This window comes from Chitinophaga costaii (assembly GCF_900094705.1).
GTDB lineage: Bacteria > Bacteroidota > Bacteroidia > Chitinophagales > Chitinophagaceae > Chitinophaga > Chitinophaga costaii.
This window is the reverse complement of record NZ_FMAR01000002.1, coordinates 119,955-146,031: the sequence shown is the minus strand read 5'-3', so window position 1 is coordinate 146,031 and position 26,077 is coordinate 119,955. Positions and strand designations below refer to the sequence as shown.

The following is a 26,077-nucleotide window of genomic DNA, read 5'->3' as shown; positions in this document are numbered from 1 at the left end:
TTATAAAAAAGAGGTTCAACTTTCGTTTTATTACACAGCGGAAAGATTGCATACAATACGGGATACTGCGTCAGGTATTTTCAAAGCTGTTTATTACATGTAATTACATTTTTTTCAGACCGTCGCTCGTTTCGGGGTAGGATGTTTCACGTGGAACATTAATATTAAAATTCATAATAACTAACTACGGAGGCTGTAAAGGGAATGTAAAATAAACTGTGTCATTTAATAATTCGTCGATAATCTGATCTCGTTAGGAAGTGATATTTTTTCTGATAAGGGACTGTAAAATAAACTGTGTTATTTCATAATTCAGTGATAATCTCTTCTCGTTGGGAAGTGATATTTTTTCTGATAATGCTGGGTTATATTCTGCCGCTGCAAAAAATGTCACTTTCTAATAAGCCTTCGGAGGTCCTAAAAAAATATCATTTTTTATAAAACATTTTAATTAAAATACCTTCCTAATTCCTCCGCATTGCTTTGGTAATTAGATAATCTTTTTTATTGGATGGTTACATTATAAGCCTATTCATAATTAATGTTCCACGTGGAACATCTCTTCATTCTTACACCTATAAAAATACCCTTACCTTTGCAACCTATCTTAAAAGTATGTTTTCATTATACGATGTTATTGTTGTAGGAGCGGGGCACGCGGGCTGTGAGGCTGCTGCTGCTGCTGCTAATATGGGTTCCAAGGTACTGTTGGTAACCATGAATATGCAAACCATTGCTCAAATGAGTTGCAACCCCGCTATGGGGGGGATTGCCAAAGGGCAAATAGTGCGGGAGATAGATGCCTTGGGAGGTTATTCCGGCATCGTCACAGATCTTTCGCTTATCCAGTTCCGGATGTTAAACCGATCTAAAGGACCTGCCATGTGGAGTCCCCGTGCACAAAGCGATCGTATGCTTTTTGCCGCCAAGTGGAGGGAAATGTTGGAACAAACACCAAATATTGATTTTTACCAGGATATGGTGAAGGGTCTGCTTATTAAAGATGGGCGTTGCCAAGGAGTGGTTACTGGATTAGGACACGAAATAAAATCTAAAACAGTGGTACTCACTAACGGGACATTCCTCAATGGGGTGATTCATATTGGGGATAAACAATTTGGTGGAGGCCGGGTAGCGGAGAAAGCGGCAACTGGTATTACAGAACAACTTATTTCTCTGGGTTTTGAAAGCGACCGGCTGAAAACAGGAACACCCCCACGGGTAGATGGCCGCAGCCTAGACTATACTAAGATGGAAGAACAGCAAGGAGATGATACCATCACCGGCTTTTCTTATATGAATGTACCTACCATTAAGGCCAGCGAACAAAGGAGTTGCTACATCACCTACACCAGTGAGGCTGTTCATGAAATGCTGAAAACAGGCTTCGACCGGTCGCCCATGTTTCAAGGGCGCATTAGTGGTACCGGGCCCAGGTATTGTCCAAGTATCGAGGATAAGATAAACAGATTTGCTGAAAGAGAAAGACACCAGCTTTTCGTAGAACCGGAAGGATTTAATACTGTGGAGATCTATGTAAATGGATTTTCTACTTCATTGCCGGAAGAGGTACAATATAAAGCCCTCCGGCTGGTTCCCGGGTTCGAAAATGTACGCATGTTTCGCCCAGGGTATGCTATTGAGTACGATTTTTTTCCACCTACACAACTACAATTTTCCTTAGAAACAAAACAAATACCCAACCTTTTCTTTGCCGGGCAGATAAACGGTACCACCGGTTATGAGGAGGCAGCCTGCCAGGGATTAATGGCAGGAATAAATGCTGCATTGAAATCGTCGGACAAAGCCCCCTTTGTACTGAAGAGGAGCGATGCTTATATTGGAGTTTTGATAGACGATCTAATCAATAAGGGGACGGAAGAGCCATACCGCATGTTTACCAGCAGGGCCGAGTTTCGCACCCTGCTTCGTCAGGACAATGCAGACCTTCGCCTCACCCAAAGAGGATACGATTTGGGCCTGGCCAAACAAGACCGGCTGGACAAAATGCTAGCTAAGAAAACAGGGGTGGAGCAAGTAAAGACAATACTAAAAGAACAATCAGTAGAGCCAGCAGAAGCCAATATTTTTCTGGAGGCCCGCCATTCTGCTGCCCTTACCCAAAAACAACGATTGAACCAGGTATTGCTTAGGCCGGGTATTGATATTCTTGCCTTGTGCGAAAACCTGCCTACAGTTAAAAATGCCCTGCAAGCTTTCGATCAGGAAACCCTAGAAGAAGCAGAAATACAGGTGAAGTATGATGTATATATAGAAAAGGAAAATGAACTGGTGAATAAAATGAGCCAGTTGGAAAACCTGGTCATTCCGGATAGCTTCGATTATTCTAAATTGGTGTCACTCTCCAATGAGGCTCGGCAGAAGTTTAATAAAATCCGGCCTCATACCCTGGGGCAGGCAAGCCGTATCAGCGGCGTCAATCCGAGTGATGTCCAAATATTAATGGTGTATATGGGAAGATAACGTTTTGAATCAATGATACCTGAAGGGGGATGCGGTGATAAACCACATCCCTTTTTTGTTGGCAGGCCTGGAAGAAATGCTGTATCTTCAATATAACCCGTGTTGCCCTTTTTAAACTAGTAAATAATCTGGCGGTTTAAAAAAATATTTATAGAAATAAGGAGAATTAGCAGGCAAGCGCTCTGTTTACTATTTATGCCGAAATAAATGCATCAATTTGCTAAAAAAAGACCTAATTTATATAAATAGTTAATTTTCAATGAATTAAATTGATCTCATTATCTCCTTAAATTTAAACGATCGCTAAACGTTGCTTATCATTTATTGAAAAACGGTTTGCAACGCCAGAAAGGGCTAAAAAGCTTAATTTAAGCGATGAGACTGTTTATTCTTTCATTTATATGCTATTTACTTGGGATTTGTAAGTCCGGTAGTTTATCCGGCACAAAGTCTGTAGATAATTATTAAACCTTTCTATTATGATACAAGCTGGCGACAACAAAAAACCTAATGATAAAAAATCGGGCGAAGAACAATTTCCTGGTTATCCACATTATGCTTCCAAAGAAGATGTTTTCAGTAAAGACAATGCCGGCAAACAGGTAGATGCTGATTTAGAGAACATAACCCGCAAAACCCATGTGTCGGATAAAGACCTTACGCCAAAGAGTAAAACCGAGACAGATGCTGCGCCGGTAGCCGGGGAAGACCTGGGTATTGTAAAAGGCAACGAAGCGGATGTAACGGAAGACGACCTGCTTGGTTTGGAAGCCATAGACCGGGAAATGAATGATGAAGACGAACTAGATGCAGATAGCCTGGACGATCTGAATGATATTGATGATGTGGACGCGCAGGAAAGTGATTGGAAGAAAGATAAAACCGGTCGCGACTTGGATATACCTGGCCAAGAGCTGGACGATGAAGCGGAAGATGTAGGTGCAGAAGATGAAGAGAACAATGGTTATAGCCTAGGTGGCGACCGGCAGGATAGCCTGGAAGAAGACCGTGATGACGACGGAAATTAAAAGGCTACGTGTATAAATAATTATGGTTAATTGGTACGGTTACTCGCCATAAAGGTTATCTATTTATTTTTTAGAGCAATGGGGCCAGCAACCGGCAACAGCCGTCTATAAAACGTTTCCAGATTGTGCGGTTGTAAAAACGTTCCCCGGAAACGAGGGTGGCATATTTCAGGTCGTCTTCAAATGTATCGTTGAGCTGTTGCGCCAGGTCTTTGTCGTACAGCAGGCAGGCAATTTCGAAGTTGAGAAAAAAGCTGCGGTTGTCCAGGTTGGCAGAACCAACCCATGCAAGGTTATCATCGATCACCATAGTTTTGGCATGTATAAAACCTTGTTCATAAAAGTAAATGACTACTCCTGCCTCCATAAGCGGTTTCAAAAAAGAGTAAGTGGCGTGTTGTACAAAAAAAGAATCGCCCCTGGCAGGAATTAGTATTTCCACCTGCTTACCGGCCAGGGCGGCTATTTGCAGGGCAGTCATGAGCTGATCATTGGGTATGAGGTAGGGATTGGTAATGCGTATGCGCCGCCGCGCTACCTGTAGGGCCATCAACATACTTTGCAGAACTGCCGGCCATTCAGAATCGGGTCCGCTGGTCACGATGTCGGTAAAGCAGGTATGGGTAACATGGTGGGGCATGCCGAAATAAGGATCGCCCAAGTGAAATGTTTTTTTGCTACAGTAGCGGTAACTCAAGAGAAATTGCAACTGGAGGAGGTTCATAGATTCCCCTTCTATTTTTAAATGTGTATCTCTCCAATAGGTAGTGTGTTTCCCATTATTTACATAGCGCTCGTCTAAATTAATTCCTCCGATGAAACCCACCTTTCCATCGATCACGATCACCTTGCGGTGGTCGCGGTAATTGGCATTGAGGTAAAAATTGATAAGTACGGGCGAGAAAGCATATACTTCTGCGCCGGCAGCTCTTAAGCGTTTTGGGATATCGCCGATACGGCTAGAGCCAAGATCGTCATAGATAACGCGCACTTCTATCCCTTCTTTTAATTTTTCTAACAGCACATCGGTTACGGCCTGTCCCACACTATCGTTGGTAATCATGTAATACTCGATATGGATGTGGTGGGTGGCTGCTTTGAGGGCTTCCAGCACCACGGGTATTTTCCGTTCTCCATTAATTAGCAGTTGCACCCGGTTATGTTTAGTAACCATAGATTGCCGGGTATTCAGCAACATAGCGGATACTTCCTGCTTTTCCCCTTCCAATAAGCGGAGGGCTATTTGGCGTTGTTCAATGCGGGAGCGTTGTAATTCCCAGAAGCCAGCGTACAGGGCTTCATCCTTGCTGCCTTTAAGGGTAAATAGTTTCTTCTTTTTCAGGTCGCGCCCCAGGTAGTAGTATACTATCATGCCGGCTATGGGCAAATATACCAGCAGGAGTATGTAAGCGAGGGCTTTGATAGGATTGCGGTTTTCCAGTACAATAGACCCTGCGATACCGATGGTGGTGAGTATCATCAATACAATGCTGATGATCTTTACGTAGGCAGGCCAGCCAGTGCTGGAGAAATACTGAAACAGATAATACAAGGGCAGTGCGTTTGGATAGGTAAAGATAAATATTGCTGCCTGTGTACGGTGAGTAAAAAATAAGTAAGAAGCCGGCAAATTGAATAACTTTGCTGCATAAAAGGAAATGGTGTCTTCCTTCCCAAGAACCGCTCGCTACGGGCTGATGGCGCCTACAAATAGCTAATAATGAAACGTACAAAACTATTTGTAGGATGAAAATTGCTTTTCGCAAACATGACCAGGTTTCCATCGCATTTCAATTATTAAAATGGACTTTTCTCGTACTGCCGGTGGCGATGACCACGGGTGTATTGGTGGCTTTTTTCCTATGGGCATTAGAAAAGTGTACCACCTTACGCCAGGAACATGCCTGCTTGCTTTATGCCTTGCCCCTGGCGGGTATGGGCATTTGGTACCTGTACTATAAGGCAGGGAAAAAAGTCGCTGCTGGTAGTAACCTGATCCTGGACGCCATTCACCAGCCGGGAGGAGGGATACCGGCGCGCATGGCACCGCTGGTACTTATCACCACCCTGATCACGCATTTGTTTGGTGGATCGGCAGGGCGGGAAGGTACTGCAGTACAGATGGGCGGCAGCATAGCCCAGTGGTATGCCCGTTGGTTCCGCCTTACTGAAGAAGAGGTGCAGGTGATGCTTACTGCCGGGATGGCGGCGGGTTTTGGTGCCGTATTCGGCACACCGGTTACGGGGGCGGTATTTGCGCTGGAGGTATTGGCCATTGGCGTGGTGCGTTACAAAGCACTGATGCCCTGCCTAATTGCGGCAGTGGTAGCAGACCTCACCTGCGTCAGCCTGGGTATTCATCATACTATATATCACATCGCAACGGAAGATCCGGTGCCTGCATTGCCATTTTTACACATGGATGTGTTGCTGCTGGCCAAAGTTATCTTCAGCGGCGTGATCTTTGGGCTGGCGGGCTATCTATTTTCGATGTTGTTGCATGGCATAAAAAAATATGCAGCAGCCTATATCCGGCAGCCCTGGCTGGTGCCGGTGGTAGGCGGCATTATCGTGATTGTGTTATGCTGGGTGCTGGATACCCGCGATTACATTGGCCTGGGGGTAACCGGTCAATATCCGGATAGCGTAAGTATTGTAAACGCTTTTCATGCTGGCGGCGCCGGTGTGTGGAGCTGGTGGTGGAAAATAGTCTTTACAGCCGTAACGCTGGGTATGGGTTTTAAAGGGGGAGAAGTAACGCCCTTATTTTTTATTGGCGCTACTTTAGGCAATGGGCTGGCCGTAATGCTGGGCGTACCCGTGGATCTGCTGGCAGGGCTGGGTTTCATCGCGGTATTTGGGTCGGCTGCCAATACGCCGCTGGCCTGTACGCTCATGGGTGTGGAGTTGTTTGGTGCGCACCATGTAGTGTATTATGCAGTGGCCTGTTTTACAGCTTATTATTTTAGCGGGCATACAGGTATTTACGGATCGCAGCGGATAGGTATAAATAAAATGGCTACCGATAACCCTTCCGGGCTTACACTGCAACAATGGTTGGATAAAAAAAACACGGAATAAAATGGGGGCATTTTACGGTGAAGACGCCCCCGTTTTCGTTTATAGGAAACCGTTAGTCCTTATCAATATAGGAATGTTGTTTACTGTCTTTAACGCACACATACACGATCAGCGAAATAAAAATGGCCAGCGTTACATACCAGTAAAACCACGATTCATGGCCTATCTTCTTTACATATAGCGCGATCGATTCTGCAGAGCCGCCAAAAACCGCTACGGCAATGGCATAGGGAAAACCTACGCCCAGGGCGCGAACATTGGCCGGAAACATTTCTGCTTTCACAATACCACACACCGAGGTGTAGCAACTTACAATGGTGAGAGCGGCCAGTATTAGCCAGAAGGCGGAGGCCTCGCTGTGGGTGTGGCTTAGCGCGGTAAGAATGGGAACCGTGGTGAGGGTGCCGAGAACGCCGAAAATAATAAGCAACGGTTTTCTTCCTACCTGGTCGGAGAGCCATCCAAACAGTGGGTGCATGACAGCATAAAGTAGCATGAGCCAGAAGGTAAGTACGGTAGAACGGTCTATCGTAAAATGCAGGGTATTGACCAGGAATTTTTGCATGTAAGTGGTAAAAGTGTAAAACGCCAGCGTGCCGCCCATGGTGAGGCCCACCACCGTAATCACTGCGCGGGGATGTAATTTACACAGCAATAGCAGGGAGCTGCGGGGAGCAGGAGAGGCAGGGGCCAGGTGCATGCTTTCTTCCATATGACGGCGTATGATAAAGGCCACCAGTGCCAGTAAGGCCCCTATTACAAAAGGAATACGCCAGCCCCAGGCTGCCAGTTGTGCGGGAGAGAGCCACACCTTTTGTAAAAATAATTGCACGCCCAGGGCGCATAACTGGCCGCCTATAAGCGTAACATATTGGAAGCTGGAGAAAAAGCCGCGCCGCTGCGGGCTGGCTATTTCACTGAGGTAAGTGGCGACTGTACCGTACTCCCCGCCCACACTCAGGCCTTGCAGCAGGCGGGCCAGGAACAGCAGCAGCGGCGCCAGTACGCCAATCTGATCATACCCAGGTGTAAAAGCAATCACCAGCGATCCGAAAGATATGAGTAATACAGAAATGGTCATAGATGCCTTACGGCCCCGCCGGTCTGCAATGGCGCCAAATAACCATCCTCCGATGGGGCGCATTAGAAAACCTACGGCAAAGATAGCTGCGGTGTTCAGCAATTGGGCTGTGGCGCTAAGTTTCGGGAAGAAAGCGGGCGCAAAGTATAGCGAAAAAGCGGCGTAGATATACCAATCATACCACTCCACCAGGTTGCCCACCGCACCGGTGAGGATGGCCAACAGGGGGTGGCGAACGGAAGAAGCGGAAGCAGTCGCAGACATAACGGGAAAGGGTTGTTTGACGAAAAAAATAACTGCTATCTCTTACAAGTACAGATAGGCAGGCGCATATTATGAAAAAATAAATAATTGGACTATTTTTAGAACTACCTTTTACTGCAAAACGTCGCTTATTCCCTCAACCAGATTATGGCCGCATTGCGGCTTTCAAAATGTTTCTATGTCTACTAAATCAAGTGTGCAACGTTTTTTACCGCTGGATGTGTTCCGGGGAATTACTGTTTGTTTTATGATCATTGTAAATACGCCGGGGTCCGGGGTGAGTTATGCTCCGCTGGAACATGCCGCCTGGCATGGGTTTACGCCCACCGACCTGGTGTTTCCCTCCTTCCTATTTGCGGTGGGCAATGCCATGAGCTTTGCCATGAAGAAGTTTGAAACCATGCGCACGCAAGACGTGTTACAGAAAATCTTTAAACGCACCCTCATCATATTCCTGCTGGGATATATTGTATCGTGGATAGCACATATTCATATTGTAGATGGGCATGTAGACCTTCAGCCATTCTCGCAAACCCGTATTTTGGGCGTGCTGGAGCGCATTGCATTGTGTTACTGTATCGCTTCTTTGCTGATCATGTATTGTTCTACCAGCGTAGTGTGGATTATATCCATCGCGCTACTATTTATCTATTGGGGTCTCATGCATTTTTTTGGCGATCCCGGTGATTTTTATACCCTGCATGGCAATGCAGAACTGAAGTTAGACTTGCTGGTCATGGGCCCTGACCACCTGTACCATGGGGAGGGCGTACCCTTTGACCCGGAAGGGATACTTAGTACCTTGCCAGCCATCGTAAACGTGGTGGCGGGTTATTACACCGGCCTGTACGTACAAAAATACCGTAACGATAATAAGCGCCTGTGGCAACTGGCGGCCATCGGGATTTTGCTGATCGTGCTAGCCATCTGCTGGAACCCGTTTTTTCCCATCAACAAAAAACTCTGGACATCGTCTTTTGTATTGCACACCGTGGGGATAGACCTACTCATTTTATCTTTCCTGATATTCGTAATCGATAAGCTTGGATTTACCAGTTGGACAGGCTTCTTCACTGTATTTGGAAGGAACCCGTTATTCCTTTACTTGCTTTCGGAACTATTATTGATTCTACTATGGATGATACCCGTGGGTGGGGGCAATCCGATATCTTGGGTAAATGAACACCTCTTCCAGCGCTATTGGCCGGGTGCATTTGGATCTCTGTTATTTGCCGTGAGTTATATGTTACTATGCTGGGCTGTAGGAAAGCTATTGGACTGGCGCAAGATATATGTACGAGTATAATAATATATAATGGGGTGCAAATGCAACAATGATAAATTGTGTAATTTCGAATCCCATTCACGAATAACATGACCTTACAGATTTTCCTGACTTTATTCCTGGTATTATTAAACGGTTTTTTTGTGGCGGCCGAATTTGCCATTGTAAAGGTGCGATCTACCCAAATCAGCGGGATGAAAGGCCCGAAGAAAGTATTGTTGGCGGCCCGCGCCGTGACCAATAACCTGGATGGATATTTGGCGGCTACCCAGTTGGGCATTACGCTAGCATCCCTGGGCTTGGGTTGGGTAGGAGAGGAAGTGATGACAGATATTATCCTGAACGTAATGGGAGCTCTGCACTTACACCTGGATGTGCAGATGGCGCATAAAATCTCGGTGCCAATTGCTTTTGCGGGCATCACCATGTTACATATTGTATTCGGGGAACTGGCGCCCAAGTCTATAGCCATCCGCAAGGCAGCCAATACTACACTTATCATCGCCGTGCCGCTGCGGGTATTTTATTTTGTATTTAAACCTTTCATTTGGGTACTAAACACACTCGCCAATGTAGTATTGCGGGTCATTGGCATTCCGCCCATGAAAGAGGCCGAGATACATTCCGAAGAAGAACTTAAACTTATTATATCTGAAAGCCAGGAGGGTGGTGCTATTGAGGAAACCGAGCGGGAACTTATTCACAATGTGTTTGATTTTGACGACCGACGGGTGAAAGAAATCCTGCGGCATCGCAAGGATATAGTATGTCTGAAATTGGAATCGCCCTTTGAAGAATTATATGATACAGCCATTGAGGATGGCTATTCTCGCTACCCGGTGTGCCAGCACAATTCTATTGATGAACTGGTGGGGGTATTGTACACAAAAGACCTGGTAAGGGCCCATCACGAAAAAAGTACCACTGAGATCAAAGACCTGCTGCGCCCCATTTTTTATGTGCCGGAAAGCATGAAGATCAAAGACCTGCTACGCAATTTCCAGAGTAAACGCCAGCAGTTGGCCATCGTGATCAATGAGTTTGGCGATACCGTAGGACTGGTATCCATGGAGGATATTCTGGAAGAGCTGGTGGGTGATATTCAGGATGAGCATGACCAGGAACAACCCATCGTGGTAGAACAGGAAGATCATACCTACCTTGTAAATGCTCATGAACATATACAGGACATCAATAAACATTTGCCTAACTCACTGCCGGAAAGTGAAGACTATGAAACGCTGGCAGGATTAATTGCCTATCACCACGGCTCCATACCCACAGAGGGAGAAGTTTTTCATTTTGAGGGCTACGAGATCACCATTAAAAAAATGTTTAAAAGCTCCGTGGAAAAAGCCATCCTCCGCTGGATGAATGGTGTCGCTGCCGATGCAGACGATACCAATTCTTAATAACACCCATCATGAACAAAGATCCTTTGCAGCACCTGCTTCCGGGCACCTACCCGGTTTATATAGACCTGACGGCCAATATTCCTTTGGATATCTATTTTAAGCAAAGCATTGCGGATCTGGCACAACTGGAAACTTTTCGCCCGCTGGCCAACAAAGCCTATGCGGCAGATAAGTGGACGGTAAACGACGTGATCTTGCATATGGCAGACACAGAAAGGATTTTTCAATACCGTGCGCTGGTATTTGCGCGCAATGATAAAATAGTATTGCCGGCTTTTGATCAGGAAGAGTATGCCGGGTCAGCAAAAGCCAACCAGCGCAGTTTTGATAGCATACTCCAGGAGTTTTTGCTCGTAAAACAAAACACGCAATCACTGTTCAGTACTTTCGACGACGAAGCATTGCTACGCAGTAGTAAGTTCTCGAAATATGTGCTTCCTGTGCTGGCCATTGGTTACACCATTGTGGGCCATCAGCAGCACCATTTAAATATACTGGAAGCGCGTTATAAGCCCCTGCTGTAAGCATCTTCAACAAGAAAATAATATGGCGGCCCTACGAAAATCGTAGGGCCGTTTTGTTTAGTATATGCCGGGAAGGAGGCGTTTGGTGCGGCGTTGGTAAGCGGTATAGGCGTCCGGAAAAGCTGTTTTCAGGATGGCTTCTTCCACTTGTATGCGATAGCCGAGTAGTAGCAGGAAAGGGATAACAATCAGTAGTAAGCAGATCCAATTACTCATCGTAAGTGCCAGGCCGGTCATGATCATCAGCAGGCCGGTGTAGCTGGGATGGCGCACTACGCTGTACAAACCATCTGTCTTCAACGCGTGATGTTCGGTAATAGCAACATCTACGGTGAATAAACTGCCAAGCTGGTAAATGGCTATCCAGCGCAATAACAGGCCGGATATAGCCAGGAGCAGGCCTATGATAAAACAGGGTTTGTGGGGCAGGGCGCCCACACGCAGGTACCTGCGTAGTACACTGGCGACAGATACCACTATGGGGATGAAAATCCAAAAAAGAGCCAGAGAGCCCTTATCGTTGCGGGTTCGGGAGGTTTGTTTATTGGAGCGTTTCAGGAAGGAAAGAAGCAGTTCGGAGCAGCAGAAAATGAGGGACACAATACCGGTGGCGTACATAAGCTGTATTTAATTAAAGATAGCTAAAAACGACATTAACAGGGTTTTCACCAATGGAAAGGAGGGAATAGGTAATATGCCGGAAATATAAACTTTTCGTGTATGGACCTGATCCGTATCCGGGATAAAATTTTTCACTTGCGTGGGCGCAACGTGATATTGGATATAGACCTGGCACCGCTTTATGGCATGAATACCCGCCAGGTAAAAAATATGGTGCTACGCAACTCCCAACGTTTCCCGGAAGACTGTTCCTTTATACTTACCCATGCGGAGTGGCTTCCCATGCGGAAGATATTGCTGCATATGAATATCCGGACACATCCTTTTCCTAAGCAGCCGCCACAGGCTTTTACAGATATGGGGCTAATAATGCTGGCCGGGTTGCTGGGAAGTTCCCGCGCTATAGAAATGAACATCGCCATCGTGCGATCTTTTGTGATATTACATGCATCTTCCGGAGGCAATGTGAGCCTGCGGCATCTGATGAAATACGACGAGCTACAGGAGACCATGCAGGCGTTGATAGCCACACCATAGTATAACCCCAGCGTTTATATTGGCATCCCGAAAAAGTGAGGATTGGCCTTCAAAAGCGGCATGGTGCTAGAAGGCTGGTTTATGCCCATCCGGCGAAGCGGCGGAATGAGAAACGTGCAATTGTTGTATACGGAGAAGGGTGATGGGGGAAGGATCGCCATACGCATGGGGTTTTAATGCAGGTATGTACGAAATTAAAGCGGGGTATTAACAACCTTATGTTTGTAGCCTGGCCTGACGGGTGGTGGCACCCCGCCAAACAATAAACCAGGCTATAAAATTACAGGGCGTTATAGATTTCTTGTGCAGCCGCTTCCTGCGCTTGCTGCGTGGAGTGATCCGATTCATTGGAAAGTAATACTATGCTGATTTCCTGTTCGGGATACATTACCAAGTAACTGCTGAAGCCGAAGGTGGCGCTGCTTTGCCAGATCTTCCGGCAGCCACTTTCTGTTTTGGTGATCTGCCAGTATTGGCCCATGTTGGAAGTAGTGCTATCGCCAAAAACCGGTTGATGGGTGAGGGATATCACCGGATTTTTTTCGTTCAGCTGATAATGCGCGTAGCGCACCATGTCTTCCACGGAAGCATAAATGCCGGCAGCGGCTGTCCAGGTAGATGGATTGTAAGGAGTGGCTACGCCCAGCTGGCTATATCCTACGGCCAGGCCAGGTATTCCCGGGTGAACAACCGTTACCGTACGCTGCATGTGCAATGGCGTGGTGATATACTTTTTCAGCAATTGGTCGTAGGACTGGTGATAGATGTCTTCCAGCAGGAAGCCCGCTAACTGCGCGGCTGTATTGGAATAACGAATGCGATAACCAGGCACTGTGTCTATCGTTACCTGGTGCAGATCGCGCAGGAAATTTGCCTTCGTATATCCTTGCTGGCTACGGGTCATGCGTGCTATGGCAGTATCTTCCGGGAGGGTAAGCTGGTCTGGAATGGCGGGCAGTAAATAGGGCAGGCCGGAAACCTGGCTTAACAGGAATTTTACCTGGATAGGGTGGCCCTGATAGGCGAGGTTAGGATAAGCACCGTGCAGGTACTTGCGGATATCGTCGCTCCATTTTATCCGGTGCTCCAAGACGGCCTGTGCCAGCAGGGCACCGGTAAAGGTTTGAGAGATAGTGCCGATCTCGTACAAGGTGTACTTATTGGGAAGATTGGCCGCATCGCCTTGGCAATAATTGTAAATGAAGGTTTGCCCATGTAGGAAGATACCGGCAGATACCCCCTGACGACCCGTGTCGCTGATAAATTGTTGCAAGGCGGCTTGTACCGCACTATCCAGCTTAGTAATCAAAGGATTGTCTGACGCACTGCGTTGAATGTCTTGGGCCTGGAGGCCGGTAAACAGGAACAGACAACCCGAGAGGAGAAGGCTATTTTTCATGGAGGGACATTTTACAGAAAAATAATACAAAGAAGGATACCGGAGAATGGGATATTGGTTGTATAACCTTGTTTATTTTAACGCTTCCCTTCTTTTATCTCAATGCCCTGCACTCCACCGGCCCTACCCGCATACAACGGGTTTCCTCCTGGTGGATGAAGGAAACGCGGGTTACTAAAGTACGAAAATTAGAAACATTTAAAAACTCGGAGAAGGCTATCTGGTGGCCGGTATTGGTAATCCCCTGATGCTGCTGGCCGGAATGGTTTCCGGCATGTTTCTGAAGGATATTATTTTTTGTCCCGGCCTAACCCCGAAGCAGGTTGCGCATATTTTCCAGGAAAATAAAATCACGGGCGCATAATGGTTACGGCTTTTATGTAATTATATAGTTGCATACCGGGCATATTTCCTACCCGATTAAAAATAACGCCATTTCCAAATAATATAAATGCATCCTTTGCGCGGGATACGGCTACATTCAGCATATTCACACTTCTATTAAAGAAATAGCTTTTGTCTGCATCATTTATACCATAGGTGGCTGAAAATAATACGATAGGGCGTTCGGCACCTTGCAGGGCATGTACCGTACCGATGGTTAGGCCGGCTACAGAAATACCGTTGCTTTTGCAGGCTTTTATGAGCTCATATTTTTGCCCGGTAAAGGGTGTAACAATACCAATTATATCAGCGAGCTGCAGTTTCCTGGGGGTTGTGTTATCCTTGGCAGCCGCGGTGTTCTCTATTGATTGATAGTGTCTGATTAATTGCTGCTGGTAGGTAAGTATCCATTGTGCAATGCATATGGCCTCTTCCGGGTTAGCCCTGCTTTTACCAGCGGTGGTAGCAATACTTTTGCTATCTACAAAGTGCATAGGCGGAAACAGTATCCTGGCAGCAGTACCTTTTTTGGGTTCCAAAAATCCATTATATGCAAGCATATTACAAAACCCGATAATTTCATCATAACATCTGCGATGCTCTATCAGCATCATACCCCGTTCCATAGAAGGATATAAATGGTATGGCGATGCTTTTTGCGCCATTTTCATGATACTGCCCGAGCTACTCAAAAATCCTTTTATTTCAAGATCGTCTAGCAAGTCCACCTCTTCCAGGCTATTCGCCACACCGCAACGGATAAGATTAGCATAATCTACTTTGGCAGGTACATTCCACACAGGTTCTATCTGTAAAGTATCGCCTACTATGAGGGCCTTCTTTGCCAGCGCAAAGGTGGCTGCGCCTACTTCTGGGGATACCTGTCCGGCTTCATCTACGATGAGTACATCTATAAAATCGAGCAGTGGCGGCGTTTCCCAAACACTTTTTGTGTTACTGCTCTTACGAAGCGTTGAATAGGTAAAAAATTTGGGTGCCATGTAAAAGGTCGATACAAAACAGGGAGTTAGCATGGCAAATCGTTGCCAGCGCTGCTGCGCATCCGCCCGTCCATTTTTACGGGTACGGTCTTCCTGTATAAGTTGCTGCGTGGCCAATAGCCAGCGGCCTTCCCAATAGTGGGTAGCCAGGTAGAACAAGTCGTACTTTAATCCCATTTCCAGCTCATCATAAAAGAAAGAGAGTTTATTGCGATCGGCCGCTTTAAATGCCACATCATCCAATGGCGGGTTAGATTGTACATGGTTATTTATTTTCCAATTATTCCAGGCTTCACTACAGGTTTTGATTTGGCGGATCAGTTGTAGCTTTTCATCGAAAAACTGGCTGATGGTTGGAAGTTGGTGAAAATCTATCGACGAGTATGCTTTAGGGCAATCACGGAAAATTTGCTTTAACCGGACCGCTCTTATTTCTTTTATAAATCGGAAAAAGGAAAATAATTTTATCCATATAGATTCGGTATCCAGGTAGTCACTTACCTGGTGCTCCAACATTTTTATCGTAGTTTCTACCTGGATCAGTTTATTATCATCTAGCAGTTGTTGATTGAATAAGGTTGTTTCGGTAACAGGAGATAGCTTTTGGAGCAGCTTGTATATGCCCTTGTATTGCTTCCATAATTGTATTCCTTCCTGAAGGCTTGCTTGTTTTTCTAAGAGATGTAAACGTAGGTGGTCGGTAACTGCTGAAATGCTGGATGCTTTTTCGCCTCCGTATTCTTCATAACACGAAAGAAACAGTTTTTCGGCAATTGCCAGGTAAGCGTTGTTTTCTTTTTCCGTGTGCGCCCCGGAAAGGATACCGCCTGATCGCCTTAGGTGAGGAATGTCTTGTGACACTGTCTTAGTTTGTGCAGGCAGGTACAAACCAAAACCTTTTAACGCTGGCAGCCAGCGTTTATATAATAGTCCAGGCTTTTGCTTCACGCTGGAAAAACTATCGATAATATTCGTAACCGCCTGGTTATTGGTAGAACAGGCCAATATCACCGCCGGGTCTCCACCGTTGATGGCGCTTTGTACCACTTCGTTTGCTACCACACTTTGCAATAAGGTGGTTTTGCCGGTTCCTGGAGGGCCATTTACGGCCAGCGATTCACCGTGTTTTAGTGTCAAAAAGTGATACAGGGTTTTACGTTGGGAGATGGACAAAGGAAATTCATACGCCATTTGTCCCAAATGAGCAGTAGACTGTTGTTCAAACGCTTCGTTGGTTAGCAAGGAACGAAGCGGACTATAATTCTTTGAAATAAAATTATTTAGCAGCGGTAGCGGCTCTTTTTCAGTGTGCAGGTAGTCATATAATCCAATGATGGCATCTGCAGCACCGGTAAGGTTATCGCTTATTACAACGGTATTGGCATACTTAGCCGTATGGCTTCCGGATGAAAACTCAAACAAATCTGTCCCGGTAATATTTTTAAAACATTGCTGAATATATTTCCAGTAGGCAGTCCAGCTATTATCTCCCGCAAAAGGCTTTGCAAAAGCGGCATCTACCTTATCTACATCAACGAAAATAAAATTTACGTCGTCATTTACCTGGGGTTCCAGGTGGATGCGGGGTATGTAGGGAAAGGTATCTTCATAAGGAGTAATTTTTCCGGTTCTGTTTAAAACGGCCCTTACCCAGAATGGATAAAATAGGCCTGTTTCACCTGAATATTTACTGTATTCCGGGTTGGGGCTAATGCTAAAGGGGGCAATAAGAATACTTGCCGTATAAATGTGTTCCCAATCAGGATCTTTTGGATCTGATCTACCTTTTTTTTCATTCGACCGCTTTTCTTCTGCGTCTAGCAATTGGGAAGCGTTCTTTTCATTCATTGTGCCACGGGTATAATCTACCGGTACCTGGTATTGATGAATAAATTTGTCTACAATTATTTCTACCCGCGACGCATCCGCCAATGTATTGCGCCAATATTTTAATAAGTTCTTATCGTCACTTTGTAGCACAGTAAATGGTTATGGTGTACACTAATTTTGTTCTGTTCCTATATTTACACTTATATTCCTTCAGGCTTACATGGATTAAACAATGGTGTTTTCCAGGATGTCATTATAGGGGGATTTTAATTGCTTGATTGATAAGACATATACGACAGGCTATACTAAAGAGATTTTTCGATTTATGCTGTGGGTTAATGTATGAAATTAAAGACCCATCCTTCCAGCATTATTAGCTTTATGTAATTTAATTAAATACGGAGGATTTTTATAACAAATAGTAAGAGCGATCGGTTGTGTTGGAAATTTGGGGGCTGGTAGAAAAAGAACAGTACAATCTGTTTTATCCTTAAAAGGCTGCAAATAGGGCAATCGAACCATGATGCCGCCTATGACCTGGCAAACTTTTTAATTTCCCTTGTTTGCCGCTGTAAGGGCTTGCAGATAGCTTGACCGAAATTCGCCAGGAGCGATTAAATTGGCGGCTCCCCAGGTGAACACATCTTGCCCGAAGATCTTTTCTACAATGATATCGGCCATGAGACGGGAATGCCGCCCGTTGCCATTGGCAAAGCAATGGATTAATACTATCCGATGCTTAAAGCGAACAGCAATTTCATCGGGGGCGAATGTTTTTTTCTATCCAAAATATGCAATCATCCAAGAGCGTACGGAGTTCGATAGCGATTTGGTATTTATCAACGCCAATGTTCTAGTTCGATTTATGAAAGCGGCCCGCCCATTCCCAAACATCACCAAACATTCTATGGTGTACTCCTTGAACAAACTTTTCCGTCACAAATTCGGTGGGTTTAAATTTTCTCTTGCGTTCTATTGTCCAGCGGATTGCTTCTTAGATATTGCGTTGCTCAACTTCGTCCAGCTCCCCTCTCGTCGTGACGGAAGGTATTAGCAAACCATCTTTCTCGTCTTCATCAAGCGGGGTTTGCCCTTCTTCATAATGTAATGCTATTAATCCCATAAGCTACCCGGCATTTTTCTTTTGATTTCCTCCGTTAATTCGGCTATGGCCTGCTTTATTTGGTCTTGCGTGTTTTCTTGATCTTAAAGCTTCACTGTCATCGAGGTACGGGGCTTACGATTTGTTTTGCCTTCTCGCTCGCTTTTTGGGCGATCATTTTTTCCAAAGAGTCTTCTTTTGGGAAGAAGCCGTTTAGATAGTTGGACATGACCTGGTTATTGGCGCATATATGATTTTACAGCCGCTGCATTTGCCGGTAAGAGTAGAAAATAATCATCTCTTACAACTGACATTGTTTAAGCCGTAGGACGAACGTATACCACTTTCTTTGCAGCCATCAATTTGCACTTATCAGCATGATCAGCAAAAATATCAAGGGTAAGCCGGATATTGTTTGAGGAAGGAACAAAATGTTCCTGGCGACACAGCACCATCCTTCACGCAAGGATAAATTTTTCTCAAAATATCCAACTTTTCGTTTTGTACCCTAAATATGGTTGTAGTAAAAGAAAAGGCTTCGAAGCACATTGCCTCAAAGCCTTTACTATTCTGTGGTGTGAGCCGGGATCGAACCGGCGACACAAGGATTTTCAGTCCTTTGCTCTACCAACTGAGCTACCGCACCATCCTTTTTTTGTATCCTTCTTGTTAGAGGGAGTGCAAAGATAGGAATTCAATATTAACTACCAAATATTTGCCTTAATTTTTCAGAGCACCTTTCTTTATGCTGTCCAGGATGCCGTTCCAGAGCGACAAGCGCATGGATAGTGCTTCACGTGATGCTACAGCTGCGGCTTCCCATTTAGTATCGTCATTTCCACATAATTCCTGCACCATTTCCATGCCCAAATGACTGTGGTGATCGCCGTCTACTTCAATATGGCGCTCCAGGTAATATTTAAAAATACTTACCTGTCCGGGGAATTGAGCGTCCAGGTCGCGCACCAGGGAAATAAACATATCGGGGATGAGGTCTTCCCGGCCAAAGGTAAACACGGCTGCCTGTACATGAACGGGAGCGGTAGCAATGAGCTGAAAAGTGTATTGTAAAAAAGAGCGGGCTGCTGTGGGAATGTTAGCTTGTTCTAAGGCCGTTTCGATGGGCGTGCCTTTGGCTAATAAAGCCAGGAGGTCTGCCATAGGGGTGGCAGTGGCGCCGGCTTGTTGCATAGCCTGAAGGTACAATTCAAAATGGCTTACCCGCTGGCCAGCTTCGTCCACATCGCTTTCCTCGCCGGTCACAATTTCATTGATCAGGTAACGGGTGGCGGCGGAGCCTTTGGGTACCCATGGAGTAGTGGTGCAGGTAAGTTGCTGTTGTAAAGATTTAAGCAAAGACATAAAATCCCATACAGCAAACACGTGATGTTGCATGAAAAGCCTTACATCCTGGAGGCTTTGTAATTCATTGTATAAAGCATGATCTACGATCTGCTGACGTACCGGCGCTATCTGCGCCTTGATCCGGGCTATACCTGCTGTCATAAAAAAAATGCTTGCGGCTTTTTATGTGGGTGGAAAAAAAGGTTACACAAAATTTAGTTCCCATACACCACCAGGAATTTAATACGCATAAGCTTCAACTGGTCCAGCGAATAATCGCCGTCGGCCAGTTCTTCCTTGGCAAGTGCCAAGCTGGAGGTTTCGCAGTTTTTGAAATAGTCCAGAATTTCGTCCTGTGCGTAATCATCCAGTTCTTCGTCTATGCAATAATCCAGGTTTAGCTTAGTGCCACTGGCAACGATTGTTTCCATTTCGCTGAGCAGTTGCTGTATGGTTAGTTCTTTGTTTTTGGCGATTGTTTCCAGCGGTATTTTTTTGTCGATGTTCTGGATGATGAACACCTTCATGCCGCTCTTATTCACCACGCTTTTCATTACGAAATCGTCTGGCTTCACGATATCGTTTTCCGTCACATATTTGGAGATCACATCTACGAATTGTTTGCCGTAGCGTATGGCTTTGCCTTTACTTACCCCCTGAATTTTTTCCAGTTCCTGAACTGTGGTGGGGTACTGGGTGGCCATATCTTCTAGCGAGCTTTCGAGGAAGATCACGAAGGGGGGCAGGTTTTTTTCCTTGGCTACTTTTTTACGCAGATCTTTCAGCATTTCAAACAGCACGGGATCGGCAGAAATTTGGGCTTCGGCGTTGGCATCTTCCTCTTCATCGTTGCCATCTGTTTCGAACTGGTGATTGAGAACTACGTAAATAGCAAACGGTTTTTTAAGGAATTGACGGGCCTTGTCCGTTAGTTTTAGCAGGCCATACTCCTCAATATCTTTTTCTACCAGGCCTTCCAGCATCATTTGGCGTAGCAGGGAGTTCCAGAAATGAGCGTCGCTATCTTTGCCTTCGCCAAATTCGGCTAGTTGATCATGGCGGTAGGTGGCTATCTGTGGAGTTACCTTGCCGGTAATCACGTTTACCACGTAATCGCTACCAAAGCGTTCCTGCAGGGCCAGGATGGCGCGCAGGGCAATGCTCACGCGGTTTTTTACCTCTATCTTTTCCTTCGGGTGCAGGCAATTGTCGCACTTGCCACAGTTTTCCACATCAGAATGTTCGCCAAAATAGTGGAGGATCACTTTGCGGCGGCATACGGCGCTTTCTGCGTAGGCCACGGTTTCATTGATGAGCTGAGCGCCCATTTCCCGTTCGCTGAGCGACTTGTCGCGCATGAGGTGTTCCAGCTTCTGCACGTCCTGGTGAGAGTAAAAGCAAATGCAATTGCCCTCCAGTCCATCCCTACCGGCGCGACCGGTTTCCTGGTAATAATTTTCCAGGCTTTTGGGAATATTATAGTGGATCACAAAACGAACGTCGGGCTTGTCGATACCCATGCCAAAGGCAATAGTGGCAACGATCACCTCTACATCTTCGTGCAGGAACTGATCTTGTCGATTGGCGCGGGTATTAGCGTCCAGGCCGGCGTGGTAAGCCACGGCTTTAATATTATTGGCCACCAGCATGTCGGCCAGTTCCTCCGTGGTTTTACGGTTGAGGGTATAAATGATACCGCTTTTGCCTTTGTGCTGGTGAATGTACTTAACGATTTCTTTGATCGTAACATCCTTTTTGCGTTTTGGCCGGATCTCGTAATAGAGGTTAGTCCGGTTAAAAGAGGACATAAAGGTATTAGGATCGCGGAGGTCCAGGTTCTTAACGATGTCGCTTTGCACTTTGGGCGTAGCGGTGGCGGTAAGGGCAATAATGGGCAGCTTGTCGCTGATCTGGTCGATCATTTCTTTGAGGCGGCGATATTCTGGCCGGAAATCATGTCCCCATTCTGAAATACAGTGGGCCTCATCTACGGCCACAAACGAAATGTCCAATTCCCGGAAAAAATCCAGGTTTTCTTGTTTGGTAAGCGTTTCCGGGGCCACATAGAGCAGCTTGGTTTTGCCGGACTGAAGGTCTGTCCTTACCTTTTTAATTTGGGTTTTGGACAGGGTAGAATTGAGAAAATGCGCCACATTGTCTTTGCTGCTGTAGGAACGCACCAGGTCCACCTGGTTTTTCATCAGTGCGATGAGGGGGGAAACGATCAGTGCGCAACCCGGGCTGATGAGCGCGGGCAGTTGGTAACAGAGCGATTTCCCACCGCCGGTGGGCATGATGACAAATGTATCATTACCTGCGAGGATGCTATTAATGATTGCTTCCTGGTTGCCCTTGAAGGCAGTGAAGCCAAAATTTTCCTGTAATGCATCCATCAAACTTTCCTTTACAACCGCCATTGCATTCTGGTTTTAATTTAAAGGCTAAAAAGCCGATGTCAAATATAAAAAAATATAATGTATTTTTTAGGGGACACGAAACTAACGAAAAAAGCGGTCTCCAGCAACATAAATTACACGAGGGGCGGGCCTTGGGTAAAATATAATACCTTTGCTTCGTTTTTCATGAAACAGTTAAAAAGTGATCAATATTAAGCAAGTAGCGCTGGGTACTTTGCAGCAAGAGGCCGCCGCCATAGATGGTTTGAAAGCTTTTATCGACGACACTTTTGAAGCGGTGGTTCAGTTGATGGGCGCCTGTGCCGGCAGGGTAGTGGTAACGGGTATTGGTAAAAGTGCTATTATTGCGCAGAAAATTGTGGCCACGTTCAATTCTACCGGTACGCCAGCATTGTTTATGCATGCAGCCGATGCCATTCATGGCGACCTGGGCATGATCCAGGAGCAAGATATTGTCCTGTGCATTTCTAAAAGCGGAGATTCCCCGGAAATAAAAATACTGGTTCCGCTGGTCCGCAATTTTGGTAACCCGCTGATCGCCATGGTAGGGAATGTTAACTCTTACCTCGCACAGTCTGCGGATTATGTTTTAAATACATCTGTAATCAAAGAGGCTTGTCCTAATAACCTGGCGCCCACCACAAGCACCACTGCCCAACTGGCAATGGGTGACGCGCTGGCAGTATGTTTGATAGAAGTACATGGATTTACAGCCGAAGACTTTGCCAGATTTCACCCTGGTGGTATCTTAGGCAAGAAACTTTACATGCGAGTGGGCGATCTCAGCAAGCAGCATGCGGTACCCAAAGTGTTGCCAAACAGCAACCTCCATACTGTGATTGTGGAAATCTCTTCCAAAATGCTCGGTATAACGGCTGTAGTAGACGCCGCTGGTAACCTTCAGGGTGCTATTACAGACGGCGATCTCCGCCGCATGTTGGAAAAAGATGTTTCGACAGCCCAGGTAGTAGCCTCCGATATTATGTCGGCCAGGCCTAAATGTATCCAGGAGCAAGAACTGGCAGTAAATGCATTGGAAAAAATGCAACAGTACGACATCACGCAATTGCTGGTGTTGGACGGCGAAATATACAAAGGCATTATTCATTTACACGACTTAATCAGGGAAGGAATTATCTAATGACACATATTAATAAGCATTATTACGTAGCGATCATGGCCGGGGGAATTGGTAGCCGTTTCTGGCCCTATAGCCGGACAGATCTTCCCAAGCAGTTCCTGGATATGCTTAATACAGGAAAAACTCTTTTGCAGTGGACTTACGAGCGTTTTTTGACCCTCATTCCCGCAGAAAATATTTTTGTCGTTACCCATGAACAGTATGCAGATTTGGTGGCCCAGCAATTGCCTGTTCTGCCTGCTGAAAATATCGTAGCGGAGCCATCCCGTAAAAATACAGCGCCCTGCGTGGCTTACATTTCGCATAAAATTCACAAATTAGATCCTAAAGCCAGTATTATATGCGCACCCGCCGACCACCTCATCCTGGACCCGGTAGCTTTTGTGAATTCCTGCCTGATAGGGTTACAGTTCGTAGAAAACCACAGTGCCCTGGTAACACTGGGCATACAGCCCACCCGTCCTGATACCGGCTATGGCTACATCCAGTTTGAGACACAGCAAGTAGCGGATAATGTGTATCCTGTAAAAACGTTCACGGAAAAGCCCAGCCTTGATATAGCCCGTACATTCCTGGAGAGTGGCGATTTTTTGTGGAATGCCGGTATTTTTGTTTGGCAGTCTAAAACCATCCTGGCGGCATTGAAAAAATATTTGCCCGAAGTAGACGAGCTGTTTGTGGCCGAGGAAGAAGCCTTGAACACCCCGCAGGAGCAGAATGTTATTGAAATGATCTATGCACAATGCACCAATATCTCCATCGACTACGGTATTATGGAAAAAGCGGACAATGTGTATGTGATCCCTTCCAATTTTGGCTGGAGCGACCTGGGTACCTGGGCATCTGCTTACGACAACCTGGAAAAAGACTACCTGGGCAATGCTGTGCAAGGCAAAAACGTGATGGTCATTGACGCTACCAATAGTATGGTGAAAGCCCCACACGACAAACTAGTACTACTACAAGGCCTGGACGATTTTATTATCATTGATACGCCCGATGTATTACTCATCTGCAAAAAAGACAAAGAACAACAGATCAAGGAATATGTAGCCGAAGTAAAAAGACATAAGGGCGACAGGTTTCTTTAAAAGCCTAAAATATTATAAAAGGGCTGGTAAACTTTACCGGCCCTTTTGTATTTTTAGATGCCACCAATGCAACGCCTAAATGATTGTGCATGATTTTCCCTTTCTCTTCCAAGCTGCCCGACGTGGGTACCACTATTTTCTCCGTGATGAGTGCCCTGGCGGCACAGCACCAGGCTATTAATCTTTCGCAGGGCTTTCCAGATTTCGATACCAGCGAGGAGCTCAAAGATCTCGTGAATGTGGCTATGCAAAAGGGATTTAATCAATATGCCCCCATGCCCGGCCTTGCTGCGCTACGGGAAACGATTGCGGCCAAAGTACAAAGCCTGTATGGCACCACCGTAGATGCGGATACGGAGATCACCATCACGCCCGGCGGCACTTATGCCATCTTTACAGCTATTGCCACCTGCATAGGTATGGGCGATGAAGTGATCATCTTTGAACCGGCGTACGATAGTTATATTCCCAACGTGTTAGTGAATGGAGGCGTGCCTGTACTCATTCCACTGGCCTACCCGGATTATCACATAGACTGGGCCCTGGTGAAGAGCAAGATCACCACGCGTACTAAGATGATCATCATCAACTCCCCGCACAATCCTACCGGCACCATCCTAAAGGTCCGTGATCTGCAGCAACTGGAGCATATTGCCGAACTGCATAACCTCCTGGTGCTATCTGATGAAGTGTATGAACACCTTGTTTTTGATGGGGTGCGGCATGAAAGTGTATTACGATATCCCAACCTGTTGAAGCGCAGTTTTGTAGTGTTTTCTTTTGGAAAGGTTTTTCATATTACTGGGTGGAAAATGGGCTACTGCATAGCGCCTGCCCATCTGATGGCAGAATACCGCAAGGTACACCAGTACCTGTGTTTTTCGGTGAATACCCCTATGCAGCATGGGTTGGCCGCATTTCTTCAAAACCCTGCACATTATGAAGCGCTGGGCCGTTTTTTCCAGCAGAAACGGGATCTGTTTTTATCGCTTATGCAGGACGCACGTTTTACGCCGCTGCCCAGCCAGGGCAGCTACTTCCAGCTTATGAAGTACGACCAGATATCCGATGAAGGCGATAAAGATTTTGCCGTGCGGGTAACCCAGGAAATAGGTGTAGCCACCATTCCTGTATCGGCTTTTTACCAGGATGGGAAAGACGATCATGTTATTCGTTTTTGCTTTGCCAAAAAAGACAATACGTTGGAGCGGGCGGCGGAGCGTTTAAGAAAACTCTAAAAAAATTAAATGCAGTGAGAAGTTATTATCCTTTCGCTGCAATAGTTTATAAATAATACGAGCGCCATAAAAAGGCCAGCCCTATAAAAGGCTGGCCGCTAGCTAAGAACTGTATAATGCGCAACTAAAAAAGGTTAAGCAGCAGTGGTGGCGCTATCGCTAGTATTGTTTAAATAACAGGCATTTTCCAAGAAAGTAACTTGCCCGTTTTCTACGTTATAATGTGCTCCAACAATACCAATCTCCCCTTGCAGGATCATGCTGCGCAGAATGTTGCTTTGCTCCATCACCGCCTGTACGGAACGTTCGGTGTGCTGATGGGTGACCGCTTCTACAAACTTGTGGTTGCTGGAATTACGGTTTTCATGGATGGAACGTTCCTGGTGAACAATTGGGGTGATCTTGTTGAGCAAGGCTGTAAGGTTGCCCAGTTCCACGGCATCGCAGGCGCCTTTTACGGCACCACAGTGCGAGTGGCCCATTATTACGATCAGCTTTGCGCCGGCTACTTTACAGGCGTATTCCAGGCTTCCCAGCACGTTATCGGTAATCACTGCGCCAGCTAAGCGTATGCTGAAGATATCGCCTAGTCCCTGGTCGAAGATTAACTCCGCAGCGGTGCGCGAATCCATACAGCTTACAATGGCGGCCACTGGCCACTGGCCTCCGGCGGTTTCGGTCATTTGCTGGTAGAAATTGCGGGCTAGCTGACGGTTTTCAACGAAGCGGGCATTACCTGCCTTCAACGATTCCAGTACTTGTAAGGAGGTGGTATGTTTTTGTGTGATAGCGGTCTGTGTGTGCATGGCA

General features: G+C 46.1%; 20 protein-coding genes, 1 tRNA gene and 1 riboswitch. Of the genes, 11 read left to right on the top strand and 10 right to left on the bottom strand.

Annotated elements, in window-relative coordinates; translation table 11 throughout:
• The first annotated feature begins 615 nt into the window (after positions 1-615).
• Both mnmG and GA0116948_RS03750 read left to right on the top strand, forming a co-directional pair.
• On the top strand, positions 616-2,484 hold the full coding sequence (mnmG, locus tag GA0116948_RS03755) for a tRNA uridine-5-carboxymethylaminomethyl(34) synthesis enzyme MnmG (RefSeq protein WP_089709183.1): 1,869 nt from the start codon (positions 616-618) through the stop codon (positions 2,482-2,484).
• Between the two features lie 479 nt (positions 2,485-2,963).
• Positions 2,964-3,512 carry a hypothetical protein gene (locus tag GA0116948_RS03750; protein WP_089709182.1) on the top strand — a complete coding sequence of 183 codons (549 nt, stop codon included), beginning with the start codon at positions 2,964-2,966 and terminating at the stop codon, positions 3,510-3,512.
• 70 nt (positions 3,513-3,582) lie between these two features.
• Here the strand turns inward: GA0116948_RS03750 and cls are convergent, their stop codons facing one another.
• Entirely contained in the window at positions 3,583-5,064 is a 1,482-nt protein-coding gene (gene cls / locus GA0116948_RS03745; protein ID WP_123891748.1) for a cardiolipin synthase, read from the bottom strand.
• 93 nt (positions 5,065-5,157) lie between these two features.
• A riboswitch (Fluoride riboswitch) is annotated at positions 5,158-5,226 on the top strand.
• Positions 5,227-5,258: 32 nt separating this feature from the next.
• Between cls and GA0116948_RS03740 the strand changes: the two genes are divergently transcribed.
• A complete protein-coding gene (locus tag GA0116948_RS03740) occupies positions 5,259-6,593 on the top strand; it encodes a voltage-gated chloride channel family protein (protein ID WP_089709178.1) in 1,335 nt (444 codons plus the stop codon).
• A 52-nt stretch (positions 6,594-6,645) separates the two neighbouring features.
• Here the strand turns inward: GA0116948_RS03740 and GA0116948_RS03735 are convergent, their stop codons facing one another.
• Entirely contained in the window at positions 6,646-7,938 is a 1,293-nt protein-coding gene (locus GA0116948_RS03735) for an MFS transporter (RefSeq protein ID WP_089709176.1), read from the bottom strand.
• A 178-nt stretch (positions 7,939-8,116) separates the two neighbouring features.
• Between GA0116948_RS03735 and GA0116948_RS03730 the strand changes: the two genes are divergently transcribed.
• The 3 genes from GA0116948_RS03730 (at position 8,117) to GA0116948_RS03720 (ending at position 11,162) form a co-directional block, all read left to right on the top strand.
• A complete protein-coding gene (locus GA0116948_RS03730) occupies positions 8,117-9,244 on the top strand; it encodes an acyltransferase family protein (RefSeq protein WP_089709174.1) in 1,128 nt (375 codons plus the stop codon).
• Between the two features lie 68 nt (positions 9,245-9,312).
• On the top strand, positions 9,313-10,635 hold the full coding sequence (locus GA0116948_RS03725; protein ID WP_089709173.1) for a hemolysin family protein: 1,323 nt from the start codon (positions 9,313-9,315) through the stop codon (positions 10,633-10,635).
• A gap of 11 nt (positions 10,636-10,646) precedes the next feature.
• Positions 10,647-11,162, top strand: a complete 516-nt coding sequence (locus GA0116948_RS03720) for a DinB family protein (RefSeq protein WP_089709171.1) — start codon at positions 10,647-10,649, stop codon at positions 11,160-11,162.
• A gap of 57 nt (positions 11,163-11,219) precedes the next feature.
• Here the strand turns inward: GA0116948_RS03720 and GA0116948_RS03715 are convergent, their stop codons facing one another.
• Positions 11,220-11,780 (bottom strand): methyltransferase family protein, encoded by a 561-nt coding sequence (locus tag GA0116948_RS03715; protein ID WP_089709170.1) that lies wholly within the window; start codon positions 11,778-11,780, stop codon positions 11,220-11,222.
• 102 nt (positions 11,781-11,882) lie between these two features.
• Here GA0116948_RS03715 and GA0116948_RS03710 point away from each other — a divergent pair, with 102 nt between their 5' ends.
• Positions 11,883-12,320, top strand: coding sequence for an ORF6N domain-containing protein (locus tag GA0116948_RS03710; RefSeq protein ID WP_089709168.1), 438 nt, complete (start codon positions 11,883-11,885; stop codon positions 12,318-12,320).
• Positions 12,321-12,600: 280 nt separating this feature from the next.
• Here the strand turns inward: GA0116948_RS03710 and GA0116948_RS03705 are convergent, their stop codons facing one another.
• The gene (locus tag GA0116948_RS03705; RefSeq protein ID WP_089709166.1) at positions 12,601-13,719 is read right to left on the bottom strand and encodes a serine hydrolase domain-containing protein; all 1,119 of its coding nucleotides are present in this window, start codon (positions 13,717-13,719) and stop codon (positions 12,601-12,603) included.
• Between the two features lie 68 nt (positions 13,720-13,787).
• Here GA0116948_RS03705 and GA0116948_RS20960 point away from each other — a divergent pair, with 68 nt between their 5' ends.
• Positions 13,788-13,967, top strand: coding sequence for a hypothetical protein (locus GA0116948_RS20960; protein ID WP_123891747.1), 180 nt, complete (start codon positions 13,788-13,790; stop codon positions 13,965-13,967).
• Between the two features lie 102 nt (positions 13,968-14,069).
• On the opposite strand, the gene GA0116948_RS03700 is transcribed toward GA0116948_RS20960, so the two are convergent.
• The 5 genes from GA0116948_RS03700 to recQ all read right to left on the bottom strand — a co-directional run bounded on the left by GA0116948_RS03700 (position 14,070) and on the right by recQ (position 21,797).
• On the bottom strand, positions 14,070-17,084 hold the full coding sequence (locus GA0116948_RS03700; protein ID WP_089709164.1) for an AAA domain-containing protein: 3,015 nt from the start codon (positions 17,082-17,084) through the stop codon (positions 14,070-14,072).
• Between the two features lie 399 nt (positions 17,085-17,483).
• Positions 17,484-17,690, bottom strand: a complete 207-nt coding sequence (locus tag GA0116948_RS21745) for a Fic family protein (protein WP_205686096.1) — start codon at positions 17,688-17,690, stop codon at positions 17,484-17,486.
• 919 nt (positions 17,691-18,609) lie between these two features.
• Positions 18,610-18,682, bottom strand: a tRNA-Phe gene (locus tag GA0116948_RS03690).
• A gap of 74 nt (positions 18,683-18,756) precedes the next feature.
• Positions 18,757-19,542: a DUF3050 domain-containing protein gene (locus GA0116948_RS03685; protein WP_089709162.1), complete on the bottom strand. Its 786-nt coding sequence runs from the start codon at positions 19,540-19,542 to the stop codon at positions 18,757-18,759.
• A gap of 53 nt (positions 19,543-19,595) precedes the next feature.
• On the bottom strand, positions 19,596-21,797 hold the full coding sequence (gene recQ / locus GA0116948_RS03680) for a DNA helicase RecQ (protein WP_089709160.1): 2,202 nt from the start codon (positions 21,795-21,797) through the stop codon (positions 19,596-19,598).
• Positions 21,798-21,978: 181 nt separating this feature from the next.
• Here recQ and GA0116948_RS03675 point away from each other — a divergent pair, with 181 nt between their 5' ends.
• The 3 genes from GA0116948_RS03675 to GA0116948_RS03665 all read left to right on the top strand — a co-directional run bounded on the left by GA0116948_RS03675 (position 21,979) and on the right by GA0116948_RS03665 (position 25,267).
• On the top strand, positions 21,979-22,938 hold the full coding sequence (locus GA0116948_RS03675; protein WP_089709158.1) for a KpsF/GutQ family sugar-phosphate isomerase: 960 nt from the start codon (positions 21,979-21,981) through the stop codon (positions 22,936-22,938).
• Complete coding sequence (locus tag GA0116948_RS03670) at positions 22,938-24,029, top strand: mannose-1-phosphate guanylyltransferase (RefSeq protein WP_089709156.1); 1,092 nt, start codon at positions 22,938-22,940, stop codon at positions 24,027-24,029. The genes GA0116948_RS03675 and GA0116948_RS03670 overlap by 1 nt, the downstream gene beginning before the upstream one ends.
• A gap of 89 nt (positions 24,030-24,118) precedes the next feature.
• Positions 24,119-25,267 carry a methionine aminotransferase gene (locus tag GA0116948_RS03665; protein ID WP_089709154.1) on the top strand — a complete coding sequence of 383 codons (1,149 nt, stop codon included), beginning with the start codon at positions 24,119-24,121 and terminating at the stop codon, positions 25,265-25,267.
• A gap of 134 nt (positions 25,268-25,401) precedes the next feature.
• Here GA0116948_RS03665 and GA0116948_RS03660 read toward each other — a convergent pair whose 3' ends face one another.
• On the bottom strand, positions 25,402-26,073 hold the full coding sequence (locus GA0116948_RS03660) for a carbonic anhydrase family protein (RefSeq protein ID WP_089709152.1): 672 nt from the start codon (positions 26,071-26,073) through the stop codon (positions 25,402-25,404).
• Positions 26,074-26,077 lie beyond the last annotated feature (4 nt).

What these genes read in the sequence shown, in the direction of transcription:
- GA0116948_RS03730 (WP_089709174.1), top strand. Translation starts at nt 8,117, where the DNA reads ATGTCTACTAAATCAAGTGTGCAACGTTTTTTACCGCTGGATGTGTTC.
- mnmG (WP_089709183.1), top strand. Translation starts at nt 616, where the DNA reads ATGTTTTCATTATACGATGTTATTGTTGTAGGAGCGGGGCACGCGGGC.
- GA0116948_RS03735 (WP_089709176.1), bottom strand. Translation starts at nt 7,938, where the DNA reads ATGTCTGCGACTGCTTCCGCTTCTTCCGTTCGCCACCCCCTGTTGGCC.
- GA0116948_RS03710 (WP_089709168.1), top strand. Translation starts at nt 11,883, where the DNA reads ATGGACCTGATCCGTATCCGGGATAAAATTTTTCACTTGCGTGGGCGC.
- recQ (WP_089709160.1), bottom strand. Translation starts at nt 21,797, where the DNA reads ATGGCGGTTGTAAAGGAAAGTTTGATGGATGCATTACAGGAAAATTTT.
- GA0116948_RS03685 (WP_089709162.1), bottom strand. Translation starts at nt 19,542, where the DNA reads ATGACAGCAGGTATAGCCCGGATCAAGGCGCAGATAGCGCCGGTACGT.
- GA0116948_RS03740 (WP_089709178.1), top strand. Translation starts at nt 5,259, where the DNA reads ATGAAAATTGCTTTTCGCAAACATGACCAGGTTTCCATCGCATTTCAA.
- GA0116948_RS03705 (WP_089709166.1), bottom strand. Translation starts at nt 13,719, where the DNA reads ATGAAAAATAGCCTTCTCCTCTCGGGTTGTCTGTTCCTGTTTACCGGC.
- GA0116948_RS03720 (WP_089709171.1), top strand. Translation starts at nt 10,647, where the DNA reads ATGAACAAAGATCCTTTGCAGCACCTGCTTCCGGGCACCTACCCGGTT.
- GA0116948_RS03750 (WP_089709182.1), top strand. Translation starts at nt 2,964, where the DNA reads ATGATACAAGCTGGCGACAACAAAAAACCTAATGATAAAAAATCGGGC.
- GA0116948_RS03660 (WP_089709152.1), bottom strand. Translation starts at nt 26,073, where the DNA reads ATGCACACACAGACCGCTATCACACAAAAACATACCACCTCCTTACAA.
- GA0116948_RS03665 (WP_089709154.1), top strand. Translation starts at nt 24,119, where the DNA reads ATGATTTTCCCTTTCTCTTCCAAGCTGCCCGACGTGGGTACCACTATT.
- GA0116948_RS03725 (WP_089709173.1), top strand. Translation starts at nt 9,313, where the DNA reads ATGACCTTACAGATTTTCCTGACTTTATTCCTGGTATTATTAAACGGT.
- GA0116948_RS03670 (WP_089709156.1), top strand. Translation starts at nt 22,938, where the DNA reads ATGACACATATTAATAAGCATTATTACGTAGCGATCATGGCCGGGGGA.
- GA0116948_RS03715 (WP_089709170.1), bottom strand. Translation starts at nt 11,780, where the DNA reads ATGTACGCCACCGGTATTGTGTCCCTCATTTTCTGCTGCTCCGAACTG.